Annotated in this window: 15 protein-coding genes; 4 read left to right on the forward strand and 11 right to left on the reverse strand. The window is 60.4% G+C overall.

Annotated features, from left to right (window positions below; genetic code table 11):
- Window positions 1-7: 7 nt before the first annotated feature.
- Complete coding sequence (locus NKI19_RS27880; protein WP_352566582.1) at window positions 8-139, reverse strand: phosphatase PAP2 family protein; 132 nt, start codon at window positions 137-139, stop codon at window positions 8-10.
- 5 nt (window positions 140-144) lie between these two features.
- Window positions 145-810: a phosphatase PAP2 family protein gene (locus NKI19_RS27885; protein ID WP_352951256.1), complete on the reverse strand. Its 666-nt coding sequence runs from the start codon at window positions 808-810 to the stop codon at window positions 145-147.
- Between the two features lie 225 nt (window positions 811-1,035).
- Here NKI19_RS27885 and NKI19_RS27890 point away from each other — a divergent pair, with 225 nt between their 5' ends.
- The 3 genes from NKI19_RS27890 to NKI19_RS27900 all read left to right on the forward strand — a co-directional run bounded on the left by NKI19_RS27890 (window position 1,036) and on the right by NKI19_RS27900 (window position 3,411).
- Entirely contained in the window at window positions 1,036-2,217 is a 1,182-nt protein-coding gene (locus tag NKI19_RS27890) for an acyltransferase family protein (RefSeq protein ID WP_352492872.1), read from the forward strand.
- A 210-nt stretch (window positions 2,218-2,427) separates the two neighbouring features.
- On the forward strand, window positions 2,428-2,934 hold the full coding sequence (locus tag NKI19_RS27895) for a hypothetical protein (protein ID WP_352492871.1): 507 nt from the start codon (window positions 2,428-2,430) through the stop codon (window positions 2,932-2,934).
- Between the two features lie 288 nt (window positions 2,935-3,222).
- Window positions 3,223-3,411 carry a hypothetical protein gene (locus tag NKI19_RS27900; protein ID WP_352566586.1) on the forward strand — a complete coding sequence of 63 codons (189 nt, stop codon included), beginning with the start codon at window positions 3,223-3,225 and terminating at the stop codon, window positions 3,409-3,411.
- Between the two features lie 3 nt (window positions 3,412-3,414).
- Here the strand turns inward: NKI19_RS27900 and NKI19_RS27905 are convergent, their stop codons facing one another.
- From NKI19_RS27905 to NKI19_RS27935, 7 genes are all read right to left on the reverse strand, one after another.
- The gene (locus NKI19_RS27905; RefSeq protein WP_352566588.1) at window positions 3,415-3,732 is read right to left on the reverse strand and encodes a YMGG-like glycine zipper-containing protein; all 318 of its coding nucleotides are present in this window, start codon (window positions 3,730-3,732) and stop codon (window positions 3,415-3,417) included.
- 194 nt (window positions 3,733-3,926) lie between these two features.
- The gene (locus NKI19_RS27910; protein WP_352493300.1) at window positions 3,927-4,328 is read right to left on the reverse strand and encodes a type II toxin-antitoxin system HicB family antitoxin; all 402 of its coding nucleotides are present in this window, start codon (window positions 4,326-4,328) and stop codon (window positions 3,927-3,929) included.
- A gap of 4 nt (window positions 4,329-4,332) precedes the next feature.
- Window positions 4,333-4,521 (reverse strand): type II toxin-antitoxin system HicA family toxin, encoded by a 189-nt coding sequence (locus NKI19_RS27915; RefSeq protein ID WP_352566590.1) that lies wholly within the window; start codon window positions 4,519-4,521, stop codon window positions 4,333-4,335.
- Window positions 4,522-5,190: 669 nt separating this feature from the next.
- A complete protein-coding gene (locus NKI19_RS27920) occupies window positions 5,191-5,481 on the reverse strand; it encodes a hypothetical protein (protein WP_352566592.1) in 291 nt (96 codons plus the stop codon).
- Window positions 5,482-5,632: 151 nt separating this feature from the next.
- Complete coding sequence (locus NKI19_RS27925; RefSeq protein WP_352566594.1) at window positions 5,633-5,959, reverse strand: hypothetical protein; 327 nt, start codon at window positions 5,957-5,959, stop codon at window positions 5,633-5,635.
- A 162-nt stretch (window positions 5,960-6,121) separates the two neighbouring features.
- Window positions 6,122-6,331 (reverse strand): hypothetical protein, encoded by a 210-nt coding sequence (locus NKI19_RS27930; RefSeq protein WP_352566596.1) that lies wholly within the window; start codon window positions 6,329-6,331, stop codon window positions 6,122-6,124.
- Window positions 6,306-6,521: a hypothetical protein gene (locus NKI19_RS27935; protein ID WP_352493294.1), complete on the reverse strand. Its 216-nt coding sequence runs from the start codon at window positions 6,519-6,521 to the stop codon at window positions 6,306-6,308. The genes NKI19_RS27930 and NKI19_RS27935 overlap by 26 nt, the downstream gene beginning before the upstream one ends.
- A 134-nt stretch (window positions 6,522-6,655) precedes the next feature.
- Here NKI19_RS27935 and NKI19_RS27940 point away from each other — a divergent pair, with 134 nt between their 5' ends.
- A complete protein-coding gene (locus NKI19_RS27940; RefSeq protein WP_352493293.1) occupies window positions 6,656-6,916 on the forward strand; it encodes a hypothetical protein in 261 nt (86 codons plus the stop codon).
- A 263-nt stretch (window positions 6,917-7,179) separates the two neighbouring features.
- On the opposite strand, the gene NKI19_RS27945 is transcribed toward NKI19_RS27940, so the two are convergent.
- On the reverse strand, window positions 7,180-7,722 hold the full coding sequence (locus tag NKI19_RS27945) for a hypothetical protein (RefSeq protein WP_352493292.1): 543 nt from the start codon (window positions 7,720-7,722) through the stop codon (window positions 7,180-7,182).
- Window positions 7,723-7,858: 136 nt separating this feature from the next.
- On the reverse strand, window positions 7,859-14,317 hold the full coding sequence (locus NKI19_RS27950) for an RHS repeat-associated core domain-containing protein (protein ID WP_352566598.1): 6,459 nt from the start codon (window positions 14,315-14,317) through the stop codon (window positions 7,859-7,861).
- Window positions 14,318-14,326 lie beyond the last annotated feature (9 nt).

A 14,326-nucleotide genomic window follows, 5' to 3' on the forward strand; every position in this document is an offset into this window, starting at 1 on the left:
CGGATTATCAGCCTCGGCCCTGTTCAATGCGCCGGACCGCAGACCAGCACAGAATGGCCCAAGCGGAGCCGACACACCAACCTGCAAGAACGTCGGTGGGGTAGTGGACGCCGAGATAGACCCGGCTCAATCCGACCATAACCGTCAGAAACACCGCAAGCGAAACGAAATACGCTTTGACGCGGGGATCGGGGTTCGCCTTGTGGCCAGCAACGCTCCAAGGGTCAGGAAACTGACGGCGGAAAGCATGGCGTGCCCGCTCGGAAAGCTCGCTGTAAAGACCCTTGTCGTGTGTATGACATCGGGCCTCGGGCGATCGAAGGCGATCTTCAGTAGCGTGCTGATGGCCTCTCCGCCAGCCACGGCGGCCGCGACCAGCACGGCGTAACTCCGCTTTCCCGTAATCACTAGATAGCCCACTGCGGTGACCGACACGAGGAACGCAAAGCTGCCGAGAGACGTAACGTCGCGCCGTCCCATTTCCTCCAGCCAAGGCGGACCAATAGGGTTGGTTGGATCATCGGCGTTGCGAAACGCCATGAGCACGGCCCGATCGAAACCGCTCGTGTCTACCTCAATAACTTCTTCTGCCAGAAGGCCAAAGCCGAGGACAAGGCCACCGGCCACAAGCACAGGGGCGATCAACCACATGGCGAGTACGAGGCGGCCTGTTCCGTGGCCCTCGCCATGGACAAGGTTCTGCTGCTTTCCTGCCGCTCCAGCTACCCGCTGAAAGCAGACAGGGAATTGATCATTGATGCGGATCAAATGCTGACCGGGACGATTGCCTTCCAGCAGGGCAATTGGCATCCAGCATCCAGCTCACGTCCGATCGATGCTTAGGCGCGGCACGTCGTTCAAGAGCAGCTCGGATTAACTCGTTCTGTAACCGAGCCTAATCGCCAATGTTAGATGATGGCAGCCAACCCCACACGCAAATCATGGGCTTGCATGTTTTCCGTAACAACCAAGCGCAAATCGTGTTCCCTCCGCACGGTTGACATTCCTCCGTCAGCCGCCATGCTGCATTGCAACATGGCCATCGAAAAGTTCGGCATGACGGAAGCATCGCGCATCGAGTGCCTTGACGGGCTTCGGGCGCTCGCCGCGATCTGGGTGCTGATCGGGCACTGCCTGCTGTTGACCGGCTGGCAGATTCCCATCCTCGGCGAACCGGATCTCGGCGTCGATCTGTTCATCATGCTGTCCGGCTTCCTAATGGTGTTCCATTACCAGCTGCGCCAGGACAAGGAGCCCTGGCAAAGGCCGGAAACCTGGCTGAAATTCTGGACCCGCCGCTATTTCAGGATAGCGCCGCTGTTCTACGTCATGCTGTTCGCTGCCCTGGCGCTTGGCCCTTATCTCTACCAATCCAGGATGGTCATCGACGAGTTCCTGCTGCGGTCGCCGCAGGCGCCCGAGCGTTATCTCGACAGCGGCCTGAAGAATATCGGCGCCCATCTGCTGTTCCTGTTCGGCCTGGTGCCGAATTTCGCCTATCGCACACCGCTGCCGGACTGGAGCCTGGGGCTGGAGATGCAGTTCTACGCACTATTCCCGGCGGTCATGCTGCTGGTGCGCAGGCTTGACTGGATATGGAGCGCCATCCTTGTCGCCGCGATCGGCAGCGCGATCGTGTTCTTGATGGGACAATTATCGGTGCATTTTCCGATGCCGTCGTTCCTGCCGCTGAAGATGCAGATTTTCCTGTGCGGGATGCTGCTGGCAGGCGTCGTTCATCGAAGGCAGAAGCGGCCCTTCGCATATCTGGCATTGGCCATGGCTCTGGCGGCGCTGCCCTTCGGCGGCGGCTACGGGCTTGGCAAGTTTTTGATGCGCGAAGCGCTCGTCGTGGGTTTCTTTGCCCTGGTTCTCTACCGGATGCTGCCGGGAATGATGGGCATCGTGGCCAGAAAGATCGCCATGACGCTCGCCAACAGGTTCTTTCATTTGATGGGTGAGCTTTCCTTCAGCATCTATCTGATCCATCTGCTGGTTCTCCAGCCGGTGGCGGCTCTGGTCATCACCCAGTTCGGCAACGAATTGTCGGCGCCAGTGCGCTTTGCGATTGTTGTTGCCGTCGTCTTGCCGGTGGTCTGCCTGCTGTCCTGGATCACCTACACGCTGATCGAAGTGCCCGGCCAGAAGATGGGCCGTTTCGTCGTGCAGCGCTTTGGGCGGAGCCCGGCGCTCGAGGCGGTCAAGCCCGGCCCATGACCAGCCGCCAGACGGGTTCGAGCTGCACCAGCCCCCTGTTATTGGGGCTGCGGGCGACGTCAATCATGCGGGCCTTGTGGGTCAAGGGATGCGCCATCTTGATGGCGAGCGCCGCCACCAGCACTTCGCTGAACCGCGCGTCCCAATCGTTGGGCTCGGCGAATTCGCCACCGATGCCGAACTGGCACTGGCGGCAAACTGAGACCGCACGTGTCGAGCCTCAAGCACATGGCGTTCATCGCGCTGAAGACCACCGGGCATGATCGGGCGAGGGGCGATCGTCGGACGCCGCGCCCTTTCGGGACGCCAGGTCGGCTACTGTGGCGAATCCCAAGTTCACCCGCTGCGCTGCGCCGGAGTGATGTGAATTTTGGCGTTCGCTACGACATTCATGTTGCCCTTTGGCCAATCGACGGCACCAAACAGTTACAGGAAAGGACGATGCTGCCTGCCTCGGCAAGGGAGGTAACTATGAATATGAAGTACAAAACAGTTCAGGAGGTGCTCCGAAAAGCGGGCATCGTCATGAGCAAGAAAGGGGAGGTTCATCGCGTAAACTTCTTCAGCGGTCTGGAAGACACCGCCTACTACACGCCAAGCCTTCGGGATGCCCTGGACAAGGGCTTGGCTATGGCGGGAGGTGCCGGAAAGATGAAACCAACCGCCTTTGCCAAGTCAGCCCAAACAGGGATCTCGACCAGCGCACGCATCGGCTGACCCTATCCAGGCAAGACATCGCCGCGTTGCGCGGCGGTGTTGTGAAACTGCAATAGCCCAAACATTGCCGTCTTCCTTGCTCGAATGGGAAAAAGACGGCTTACGAAGCGTCTGCCGCGCCATTTCCTGACGGGCGGTTGGCGTCGTGACGGCGCATGCACGAGACGTGCAACGTTCCGCCCAGGCCAAAAATCACAAGAAATCCGCAGCCGCCTTGAAGCGGCTTTTTGCCGTGGAGGCACCATGCCCCGTTTTCCCCGACCAACCACACAGCCGGAGGCCTGAGCCATGGCCATCACCCCGCTCGACATCGCCAACATGGCGCTCGCCGTGCTCGACGAGGCGCCGATCGACAGCCTCGACCAGAGAGAGATTTGCCGACAGGCAGGTGAGGGCGGTGCGAGCATTTCAGAACTGCACTGCCCTCACCCCCATGTTGGGGCGTTGTCCCGTAATAGTGACGTGGAGAAGCGTTAACGGTCAATAATCGCCGTTGTAGTACCGGTCGTCGCAGGGGGCGGTGTAGATGCGGCCGCTCGTGCGGTCCTGATAGCGGCAAAGCTGTTCGCTGCGGGGTTGCGGGGTGGTGGCGTTGCCGACGACGGCGCCCAGCAAGGCGCCGGCTCCGGCACCGATGACCGTGCTCTTGGTGTTGCCGCCGATCGCCTGGCCGGCAAGCGCGCCGGCGCCGGCGCCGAGCAGCGCACCGGTGCTGGTTCTCTGCTGTGCTTCGGTCTGCGCGCAGCCCGCCAGCGCGGCGGTTACGAGCATGGCGGCAATCGCTTTGGACATGGTCATCGTCTGGAACTCCCTTGAAGCCTATGAACTAATACGCAGGCCGATTTTGCCAAGTACGGTGGCATTTGCGGCGGAACATAGGCACCGTGCCTCACGAAATGAGACATGGTTGTTTTTGTCTGACAACTCCGGTTTGGAAAGAAACGTAACCGAACAAGACCACAGAGCCTCATCCCAAGTCGACTTTCGAAGCGTTACGCTGCCTCGATCTGCATCACCTTTTTTGCCGCAGCGGTCAGAAATCCCGATCGGCTGTAGCCGTGGCGCACCGCATATTGGTCGATCTGGTCGAGGACATCTTCGGGAATGGTGACATTGACACGCACGACCTTCGCCGCTTCGGCCTTCAAGGGAACCAGAATGGCGACTCCGCTCAGATTGTCCTTGTCCGACATCACGTCCTCGAGGGACGACGGTTCGGGAATGGCCTCGCCGTCCTCGACCAAGCCCTCGACATGAAAGGCCAGTGCTTCCTCGGCCATGGCGCGGGCGTCGTCCAGGCTGAAGCCGGCTGTGACCAGCCCCGGAAAATCAGGAAAGGAGACGCCGAAGTCGCTGTCCGGTTCCTTGTGGATCAGTCCGATGTAATTGCGCATTTCTCTACCTCAGCTTCACGCCGGATTGTTTTTCGATGCTCTTGAGAGTGCCGATCGGGATGTCGCGCTTGGGGTGCGGTACTGTTACTCGGCCCGGCTTGGCATTGTGCTTGAACTGGGCCTGACTTCCTTTTCGAGCCACTTCGTACCAGCCATCCGCCAACAGCCTGTGAATGACATCGGCGCTCTTCATGTTGTGTATAGATACACATAGCCGATCCAAATGTCCATGAGAATTGCCGCAGGTTACATGCCGCAGTCCTCAAGCTGAACCGTTCCTCAAATCCTCAAAAACGGAGAAACCAAAACCAAATGAGCCGAGGCCTTCCCCGGACGCTTTCGCGTGCCGCCGCAGAGAAGCCAGCCTCGCCCCACCCAAGGCAGGGCTGATAGCCGGAACGACCGGACAAGGCGGCGCCTACCGAACCGTCTTCTCCTTCAATGCCATGCCGGTGCCGTTAGTTGTTGGGGAACTGGGGCGACAGTGCTTGAGGCCGCCCAATGGCGTTCCGTCGGACCAGAATGCCATAGGGTTTCGTCCACCAGATAGCCGACGGGGGCCGCAGCCATGGCCTGAAGTCGTCGGGGGTGTGTGCTGCGATGCAGGCTCGCGTTGTGCTTCGAGCGTGCTGGGAATCATCGAGCCGGTGTTCCTGAAATGGGCATACAGACTGCCGGTCGATATGTGGTACCGGCTTTGCGGCATATTGAACCGTTTGTAGAGTTTCTCCACCGGGCCGTTGGCGCCAAAGCCCGTTTATACCGATGAAAGTGCCAGTGGCGCATTCTTGTCGAGCATGACCTTGGCGGTCATCAGACCGTCGCTTCGCTTTTATGAGTTCCGCAGCCTAGCTGAGGGTAGTTACGCGCTCCCGTCCGTCTCGCTTTCCTCATCGATCGTCCGAACCGGCAAATAGGCATTGGTTTCCAGCCATTCTCGCAAAATGATCTGAATAAGGTCTGGCCTGCCGATTTTCATCTCGGCTGCTACGGAATCGAGTGCATCTGCGGTCGCGGGCTCCAGCGGCACACCACCGACGTTTCGAAGCATCAAAGCAGCGCGACGCAGGAGGATCTGCAAATCCGCGCGGGAGATGTCGCCTATGCGCTGAGCTGCGTGTTCGAGATCTTCAGTAACAGACTGGCGTGTCATTGGTGTCACCCGGTGCATGGCATCCGGCCTTCGCTCTGCTGCCCAACTGGACCGTGATTGGCCAAGGGTGCAGTTATCGTGGGTCGAAGGCAGTAAACAATCATTTTCCGTCCTTTTTGCAGAGGACAACTGGCCTTCGGTACGTCGTCCTTCATTTGCTGTTGCCGGGCCGGATGCATTGGGCTCGTCCGATGGCCAGAGCTACAGGGTCGCTTCGACTGAGTGAGCCTATTGCAGCGGTGCCGACTATGGGCACCATCGACGGCTCGTCATCTTGTACTTTCCCGGTTTTTAACTCAGCGATTTCCTCGTCACGCTTGGCAATGCGGCTTTCCAGATTGGCGAGACGCTCGGTCAACAAATAGCGGCCGACCGCAAATCCGCCTCCTCCTAAAAGAACCGCAAAACTGGCAAAGGCGGCCGGGTTGGCCAGCATCAGCGCGGAGTTGGCTTCCAAAAAGCTGATAAGATCCTGCATGGTCAACTTGACCCCGTCATGCCGCAAACAAGCGAGCTGTCGTCACCGGCTGGCCCGGGTTGGCATATTTGTCGCGAATCCTCCGGGCTCGAATATCCTGAGTCACTCGCCGTCATCACCATACCCGTCGTGCGACATGGCGGCCGTTCCGATATCCATGGCTCATCCCAAGATTGGCGGCGTGTCGTCGTAACCCAGCGCTACCAATCCTGGGTGCCGGTGAGCGAGGGCCAGAATTTGAGTCTCAAGCTCGCAGTTATACGCCATGAGCGCCTTTACAGTCTCAAGGGGGCTTTCGTATCGGGCGATGAGCTTGACCGCTTCAGAATGGAGTTCAGCTTTGGCTTCAGCGTCGAGGCGAATAATGCCCATTGTCGTTCCTCCTAATGTTTGCCCGACGCGGAGCCGAGAGTTCATCAAGCCGTTCATGCAAGTGTCCATTCAGCACGATCATCTCCTTCAATGCCTTCACCGCATCGCCCTTGTGCAATGCAATGAACTTGTCGGCGATGGCCTGAAGGGCCGCCTCCTGGCGGCTGTCCAGCGTCACGATGTGGTCCATGGCGATGCCTCCAATCGTTTCTGTTCAATTGAACAAAACGGGAACAAAAATGTCAAGAGCGAATTGACTCGACGAGGAATATGTTCCTATTTTGACGGCGTGTTGGGCGGGTGCTTATAGCCAAGGAGATACGCATGGGCAGACGAAAAGGCCGGTATGACAGACTGTTTGCTCGGGACGCTGAGGAGATCATAAGGGAGGCACTAGGCCTCCGCGACGCGGTGCTTTCTGCGCAACGCAACCTGAAAGCAAGCGGCCCCTTGTTTTGGCAACTTTGTGGGCTGGTCGACAAATTGCACGAGGTGCTGGCCATTGTCGCGGAGAAGGAGCCTGACTACCGCATGCCGAACCTTGGTCTTCTACCACTCCCGGAGGAATATTCCACGCGGAAGTGACCACAGCGGGCCGATGGACAGCTTGGGGCGCGCCAAGCCAACATGCTGCTCATCGTCGAGTGTGGCTGGTCTTAAGCGCTATCTTGCGATCATTCGCGTTAAGTCGCGATGCCCCGGCGGCACCTCCAGCTCGCCATATTGGTGATCTGTTAGACGGTAGAGTGCGCAGGTTGCCGAGCCAGCGAAGCCTGACTCAAGGCAGCAGGACGCGAGCGTCTGGGCCAGCCCAGACGCTCGCGGCTGTTGCTGCTACTCGTAGCTGCTTACCGCAAGTCCAGCTGCAACAGGCCGCTATAGTCCTCTGTCGTCAGGAAGAAGCCCTCGTCAATCGCCTTGGCTTTGAAAGCTGGATCGTCGCCGAGGTCGCGGAATTCCGGCTTCAATGTACCTGACGCGTTGAAGTAGCGGTCTCGAAAGGCGGCCCGTTCAAGGCCGGCATAGTCTACACCCTTGCCTGTGACCGTGCAGGATTTCAGTTCGGTTTGGTCGGCGGCCTCCGCCGGAAATGACGTCCTCGCAAAGTCCATCGGCCCGATGTCGGGCGCGATGCTCCTGGGATTTGAGGTGATGCATCGGACGGTCTTATCCGCGCCGGCGACAGACAGGTCGAAATAGGGCGGATTCAATCCCTTCGCCGCGAGGTAGGCGAAGCTGCGGATGCGGTTAACCGCCTTCAACGCCTCCACGTCTGTTGTTTCGAGCATGTCATTGCCGATTTTCACCCCGCCGGCGGCGCCGAGCGTAGCCATCTGTTGCTGCAGCCAAGCCGGATCGCGCTGGATCCATGTCAGGAAATCGAGCGGCACGGCCTGCGGTTCCTTGAGTTGCTTGCTCATGGATTGCGCCGCTGCCGTTGCCGCAAACATGAGCACGGAACCGGCGAGGATCGACGTAAGCTTCGGGAGTCGCATGTCAAAGTCTCCTCCTTGGTCGCTGTCTCGGTCACCAATGGACGCGCGGCTTGATGCCGAGCATATCGCGCAACTGGTTCTCCGTTATGTCGTCGGGTCGGCGTGTGCCGCCGACACCGATGGTACGTGCTTCCTCGTTGCGGAAAGCATATGACTTGCCATCGAGACCTACGTAGGGCGCATCCTTGAACCCCGAATGCTGGCCGGCCATGCGGTGCGTGGCGTGGATTTGCTCGTGACCGAGCACGATGCCAGGATCCGCCGGATTGGACGCAGTCGTGCCCGAGGACTTGTCGAACTCGACAGACGTGCGTGTGCGCGACGCAGCCGGGTCATAGCCGATGATCACGTCGCCCTTTGTCGATTCCGGGTTCACCAACGGATCCTTGTTGCGGGCCGCGGTGACGCCCGGCTCGTTCTGGATCGTCGTGGTTTGTGGGTCGGCGATGACCCGGCGCATCAACTCGCGGCCGCTGTCGAAGGAGTTGGATCCGACAAAGAAGTTCTTCACGTCCAGCCAGGCGCCATGCAGCCAATTTTGCGATACCTCGCCACTCTTACTGTCGACCCGTGCGGTCGGATCAATTCGCTGGATGTCCTCTTCGACCTGCCGTCGGTAGGCCGCGTCGCCGGCAACGATCTCCTTCAGGCCGGTCGGGTCGAGGAAGGCCATCGGATTGTTGTTGGCGTAGGCGAAGAGATTGCAGGACGTCGAATTGCCGGTACACTTCTCCGGATCGCCGACGTAAAGCGGATCGGGCGAAATGAACCGCCCCAATGCCGGATCGTAGTAGCGGGCGCCATAGTAGTAGAGCCCGGTATCGTCATCGAGATATTTGCCGGTGAAACGATGGTGGGTCTTCTCACGCGGCAGCTCCGCGGCGACATCCGTCAGGTGTTGGGCCCAGGCAGGGGCCAGCGTCTCCGGCCCATGTTCGGTGCCGTACGCCCGGTAGAGCATCTGCTCGACGGGAACGCCGTCGGAGGAGATGACATAGTCGCTGCTCTCGAGATGATCCTTTAGATAGTAGAACCATTTGCCGGTGCCGTGTTCCAGACGAACGAGCTTGCTGGAGGCGATGTTGACATAGCTCTCCTCGCCTTTCGGACCGATCTCGAACGTGTCGACCGGGTAGAGGTAAAGCTGCTCCGGACCCGATCCGTCGGTCGGGATGACCTTCTTGTAGAGGCGACGCCCCGTCTGATCGTAGCCGTAGAGCACTTCATTGGTCGCAGTCTGAGCGCGGATCAAGCGTCCGTTGATGTCGAACACCGTTCCGGTCAAGGTCGGCGATTTCGCAAGTTGGGCGAATCCGTCGAAGGAGTAGGGCTTCGATGCGCTGCCGGCCGGGATGAGGCCGGTCACGGCGCCGGCGGACGGCGCTATCCGCGCGCCGGGCTCGAGCTCGTCGTTGCGGGCAAACGTTCCCGCCGCCGAATAGCCGAATTCGGCCTGCTGGCCGTAACGAGCGATCCGCACGAGTTCGTTCTTGAAATTGTAGTGGAACGTTCCCGACCGGTCGACATGTCCGTCGCTGCCCGCGCCTTGCGCCAACGCGTCGACGATCTGGGTGATCGAGCCGTTGGCGTTGAAGGTCATGCTCAAATCCTGCAGCGGTTTGCCGCCGGCTTGCGTAACGATGTGGGTGAGGAACAGGGTGGCTGGATCGTAGGTCATCCGGGTGAATGCGCCCAGACGATAATCGACCCGCTCGATCTGTGATTCGGGATTGTAGGTGATATTCTCGATGATCTTCTCCGGTCCTGAAAAATCGGGATGCGTGACTGTCACCGACCGCAGGTTCTTGTCGGGCCCCAGCGCGAATTTCGACGCCAAGCCGCGCGGACCTTCGGACGAATCTATGCGGCCATCCAGCGTGTGGTGGAAATGATCGGCGTATTTCGCGCCATCGATCTCCACCTCATGGGTAACCATCCGGCCGTTCGCATTGTAGGCGTAGCGCTGGACGGCGTCGAATGCCCCGTTGGGATCGTGAATGATCACCTCGGTCGTCTTGTCGAGGGGCAGCGCTATCGGCGTTTCGAACCCGGCCGCGGAGGCGACTTGAACGGCGCGGTCATAGCGGTATTCGAGGTGAACCACGCCATCGTTCACCTCGGTTAGCTTGCGGTTGAGGAAGTCGTAGGTGAAGGTCTGGACCGACGTTTCGCCATTGCTGCCGACCCGCGCGATCACCGATTGGCGACCGCGCGCGTCGTAGAAGGCGTAGCGGTCGCCCATTCCCGGGATCGACTGGAATTCGATGTCGCCGACGGAGTTGTAGATCAGCCGCCGCGGCGTCGTCTCGCCCGGCAGCCAGATTTCGCTCAGGTAGCCGAAGGAATCGCGCACGAAGCGGGAGATATGCATCGTGCCGCCGCCATTGCTGGCGATGGATGCTGTCACGCCGTTCTCGTTCTTCAGCGAATATTCACTGCTTTGAACGGTGCCGTCGAACTGGTCGTTGTAGGTCGTGATCGTCAGCGTGCCCCACGGTTGGAAGGTCATGGCGGACACCTTGCCCGACGGATGGGTTTCGCGGACCATCCGGCCGGCTGGGTCATAGGTGTAGGCATTGCCGATTTCGTGATCGGGGCGCGGAACATCGCCAAGATCGAACACCTTCTGCAGGTTGAGATTGTCAACGCCGCCGAAGCTTTTCACCACAAAAGGCGTCCAGCGGAAGATCTGCTTTGCATTGCGGTTGTAGAGTGAGAAGTTATTGACCCGCACTCCACCCTCAGCGACGTTCTCCAGATCGGCGACCTTTTCGCTGCGCGCGTCATAGGCGGCGAGGTCCGCGATGAACTCGCTCTCGCCTTCCGGTGTCTCGGCAGCGCTCGCATAGCGGCGGCGCGCCGTAAGGATTAGCGACGGCAGCCCATGCTCGCCGATCTTGTAAGTGTAGAAGCGTTCGGCGCCGTCCGTGGCGGTTTCCCGGGTTTTGCGGCCGAGGGCGTCGTAGCTGTTCGTCACGACCATGCCCAAGGGCGTTGTCGTCGTCGCTATGGTGCCCTGGCGCGGCCCGTCATAGGTCATTTTCGTCATCTGATCGAGCTCGGCCGCACCGCCCGACGCCTTGGTGTAGCTGAGCGTCAAGGTACCGGTTGGGTCGTAGATCGCCGACTCGGTGATGCCGAGTTCGTCGGCGATCGAAATACTGTTACCGAAGACATCGTAACCCATAGTCTTCACCAGCTTTCGGCTGGCGTTGCGGAACTGTTCGAGCGCGGGCGGCAGGGCGCCAAGTCCCGACAGTACTTCCAGCGTTCGCGACCCCATCCGACCGCCGGAATTTGGCAGATAGGTGAAACTCTCGCGGCTGAGCAGCCGGGTTCCGGCCAGAATACGCTGCTCGGACGCCGCGTTGACGATGCCGAGCGCCGCCAGATCGGCGCGCGACTGTGTGTAGTCGGTCTGGGTTGTACGATTGAAGCCAGGAACCGTCAGGCGCTCCGGTCCCGGAATGTCGCGCACCCCGACCGTCTCCGACGTAGGCATGTTGAATTCGTCAAAACCGGCATAGGTCTGGGTCTTGACCGGATCCTTGCATTCGGGATCGGCCGCATCCTGCTGTTCGGCCTCGCCGGCGGAGTCGGTCAGCGTCTCCTTGACCTTCCTGAGATAGGACGAACCGTCGCCACGCGGAAATGCCTCCCACACCGACGATTCGCATTTCAGCATCATGCCGGTCGTCGGCAGCTTCTGGCTGCGTGTAGCGGTCGACAGCGAGTGCAGCGCTGCCGCTGACGGATCGAGCGTCTCGGTTGTCTCAGCGCTCGCGACGAGCGTCGCCTCCGGCTTTACTTCGTATGTCTTGCGGATCTTCAGTTTGCCGGCGAGGTTCAGGTCGGCCGCCCTTTCTGCGAAGGTGTAATACTGTTCGCGATCGAGGCTGGAACGCTGCGTGACGCGCTGGCCGGCCGCGTTCTCGTCGCCGTAAGCGACCTTCTCGACCTCCGAGAAGCCGATGAAGCGGCGATTGATCACGTCATAAAAGGGATTGTGGTAGAAATATTCGTCCGTCTGCACCTGGGCGCGAACCTGGCCTGGTATGCCCTGCGACGTGACGAGCTGCTTGGCGACGACAACGGGGAAATGCAGGTTGCGCGTCGGCTGGCCGTTGGCGCGGTCGCGCAGCATCTCGTCGATCGAGGTCGCGTAGCGAATGTCGTGCCGGCGGCCGGAATCGAAGTCGACGACCGTCAGCAGGTTCGCCTTGACGAGTTGCATAGTCGCGGTGCGGTTGAAGTCGATGACGACGACGGGCTTTACCTCGTCGCCGGACGGCTTCTGGAATACGATGATCTCGGTCTGGCCGTCGCCGTCGATGTCGGCGACGCGCGAGGCGAAGGTTTGCGTCGACGTCCCGAGTTGAACGCGCAGATTGAGCGCGATGCTGAGCGGATCCTTCAGATAGGTCCCATCGCCGAAGCCGAGCCAGATGCGCATCTGGTCGGTGCGCTCCCCCATCGACGCGAAATCGATGATGCCGTCGCCATTGGCGTCGATGTACCACATCGTGGCGAGGCTATCGCCGGACTGCATGCCCCCGATCTTTGAGAAGGTGCCGTGACCGCAGAGCGGATCGTTGATCGCGGCATCGCCGAACAGCAGCGCATTCGGGTCAGTCGAGAAGATGTTGCCCTCGTTCTCGTAGAGGCAGAAGCCCTGGTCGGCTGGACGGATGACGACGAGATCGGGCAGCCGGTCGCCGTTGATGTCGACCATCCGCACATTGTTGCGGCCGAGTATCTGGCCGTCCTGACTGTTGAATGGGAACGCCTTGGTCAGCGCGCCGAAATTGACGCTGTAACCGCCATCGGCCTGGCGCCGTGTGAGATTGAGGAATATCCGCCATTCGGTGCGCCCATCAGCGTTGAGGCGCGTCGTGACGATATCGGACTGGCTGTCCATATTGACGTCGGCGAAGCGGCCGTTGCCGCCCGCGAATGTCGTCGGCGAGACGCCGGGCAGCGGGATCGACCGGCCGAGATAGGGGAAGGTCCCGTCGGCCCTGCCGTCATAGACGTGCATCAACCCATCTTCGATTTCGACGATATCGACGAAGCTGTCACCAAGGATGTCGGCAAAAGCGAAGCGGTTGTCAGTGAGCCGGGGCGCGATCTGGCGCATCAGTCCAGCCTCGGTCGGACGCGACAGGACGAGCTGGGTCGTGTCGCCGAAGGCGCTGTTCAGGTCGCCGCTGCCAAGATGCACGGTCGCGCCATCATCCTTGCTTTGCACGATGTCGACCAGCGCATCCATATTGAGGTCGGCCAACTCGAAATTCTGCGGAGGGATGTCGCCAGCGAACGCCATCTTCGGGGCTTCGAATACGACGGAGCGCGACGCCAGCTCGGCGCTCGTCCACGACGAATAGCCGAAGTGGATATCCGGGAACTTCAGCGTCGATTGCGCCAGCGCCTCGCCGCCGGTATCGCCATATCGGTAGAGCACGCGCAGCTGGTCGAGCACGTTGACCGACTGCGTGTCGATGAGCGGTGTCAGGTCGGCCTGGGCCTTCGCGAGGCAGTCCGGATGCGCCCGGACGACGAATTTGGAGGTGTCATTCGTGTCACGGCCGACATATCCCATGCACCATTGGGCGTAGACGGTGTCCTTGAACTTGGCCGTCATCTTGCCGTAGAGCCGGGCGTTCTCCTGTTTGCTGCCATTGGTGTGGCTGACGAGCGTGGATTGCGTTTCGATCAGGTCGAACTGATAGCTGCTCTGGCCGCCGGCGAAGCTGGCCTTTGTGAGATAGCTGCGTCCACCGAAACGCTGGTATTCATAGCGGACGGCTTCGCGGTTGGCGTTGAGCTGCAGAACCAGCGGCCATTTCGTGACGTAGGGCGCGGCTACGTCGAAATTGCCCTCCGCCACGGAGCGATCGCCGCTGAAGATCAGCCGCGTTCCGTCGGCGTTTGTCACCTCGAAGCCTGAGGAGATGGTATCGGTGTGCAGCCCACCCGTCAGGTCGAGCGAAACGACGTCGAACGTGCCAGTGTGGTAGAGGATCTTGACGAAATCCTCGGCGTATTCCGGCTTGTACTCCCAGACGCCGTTCTGGTTTCCGACGAAGACGAGCCGCGCGCCCATGTACGATAGGCGGGAGAAGAAGTCGCCGCCGGGTTTGGTGCCGGGCAAGGCCGTGCCGAGATCGTCATTGACGGCGATCGCCTGGGTGTTGAACTGCCAGCCGATGCCGAGGCCGTTGCCGCTGTCACCCGCGAACTGGCTGTAGGTGAGACTCATTTGCGGCCCGAACTGGCCGCGCGTCGGCAGGTTGGGTAGCGGCAAAGTGAAGTTCGCCGATCCGGTGTTGTTGTTCAGCGTGAAGCTGCCTTCCTCCTGCGTGACGGTGCCGCCGGCCGCAGGTAACTGGACGATCGACGTCGCCGATTTGTCTTCGGCGTGTGCCGGGGAACCGAGCACTGCGGCGCTGGCGGTCAGGGCTGCGAGGATGGCAAAGGTCTTTGCGAACATGGGGCTACC

It is taken from the genome of Mesorhizobium sp. M0751 (assembly GCF_040320265.1).
Taxonomy (GTDB): domain Bacteria; phylum Pseudomonadota; class Alphaproteobacteria; order Rhizobiales; family Rhizobiaceae; genus Mesorhizobium.

What these genes read in the sequence shown, in the direction of transcription:
- NKI19_RS27930 (WP_352566596.1), bottom strand. Translation starts at nt 6,331, where the DNA reads ATGGGCATTATTCGCCTCGACGCTGAAGCCAAAGCTGAACTCCATTCT.
- NKI19_RS27935 (WP_352493294.1), bottom strand. Translation starts at nt 6,521, where the DNA reads ATGGACCACATCGTGACGCTGGACAGCCGCCAGGAGGCGGCCCTTCAG.
- NKI19_RS27910 (WP_352493300.1), bottom strand. Translation starts at nt 4,328, where the DNA reads ATGCGCAATTACATCGGACTGATCCACAAGGAACCGGACAGCGACTTC.
- NKI19_RS27900 (WP_352566586.1), top strand. Translation starts at nt 3,223, where the DNA reads ATGGCCATCACCCCGCTCGACATCGCCAACATGGCGCTCGCCGTGCTC.
- NKI19_RS27885 (WP_352951256.1), bottom strand. Translation starts at nt 810, where the DNA reads ATGCCAATTGCCCTGCTGGAAGGCAATCGTCCCGGTCAGCATTTGATC.
- NKI19_RS27950 (WP_352566598.1), bottom strand. Translation starts at nt 14,317, where the DNA reads ATGTTCGCAAAGACCTTTGCCATCCTCGCAGCCCTGACCGCCAGCGCC.
- NKI19_RS27880 (WP_352566582.1), bottom strand. Translation starts at nt 139, where the DNA reads ATGGTCGGATTGAGCCGGGTCTATCTCGGCGTCCACTACCCCACCGAC.
- NKI19_RS27925 (WP_352566594.1), bottom strand. Translation starts at nt 5,959, where the DNA reads ATGCAGGATCTTATCAGCTTTTTGGAAGCCAACTCCGCGCTGATGCTG.
- NKI19_RS27890 (WP_352492872.1), top strand. Translation starts at nt 1,036, where the DNA reads ATGGCCATCGAAAAGTTCGGCATGACGGAAGCATCGCGCATCGAGTGC.
- NKI19_RS27920 (WP_352566592.1), bottom strand. Translation starts at nt 5,481, where the DNA reads ATGACACGCCAGTCTGTTACTGAAGATCTCGAACACGCAGCTCAGCGC.
- NKI19_RS27915 (WP_352566590.1), bottom strand. Translation starts at nt 4,521, where the DNA reads ATGAAGAGCGCCGATGTCATTCACAGGCTGTTGGCGGATGGCTGGTAC.
- NKI19_RS27940 (WP_352493293.1), top strand. Translation starts at nt 6,656, where the DNA reads ATGGGCAGACGAAAAGGCCGGTATGACAGACTGTTTGCTCGGGACGCT.
- NKI19_RS27905 (WP_352566588.1), bottom strand. Translation starts at nt 3,732, where the DNA reads ATGACCATGTCCAAAGCGATTGCCGCCATGCTCGTAACCGCCGCGCTG.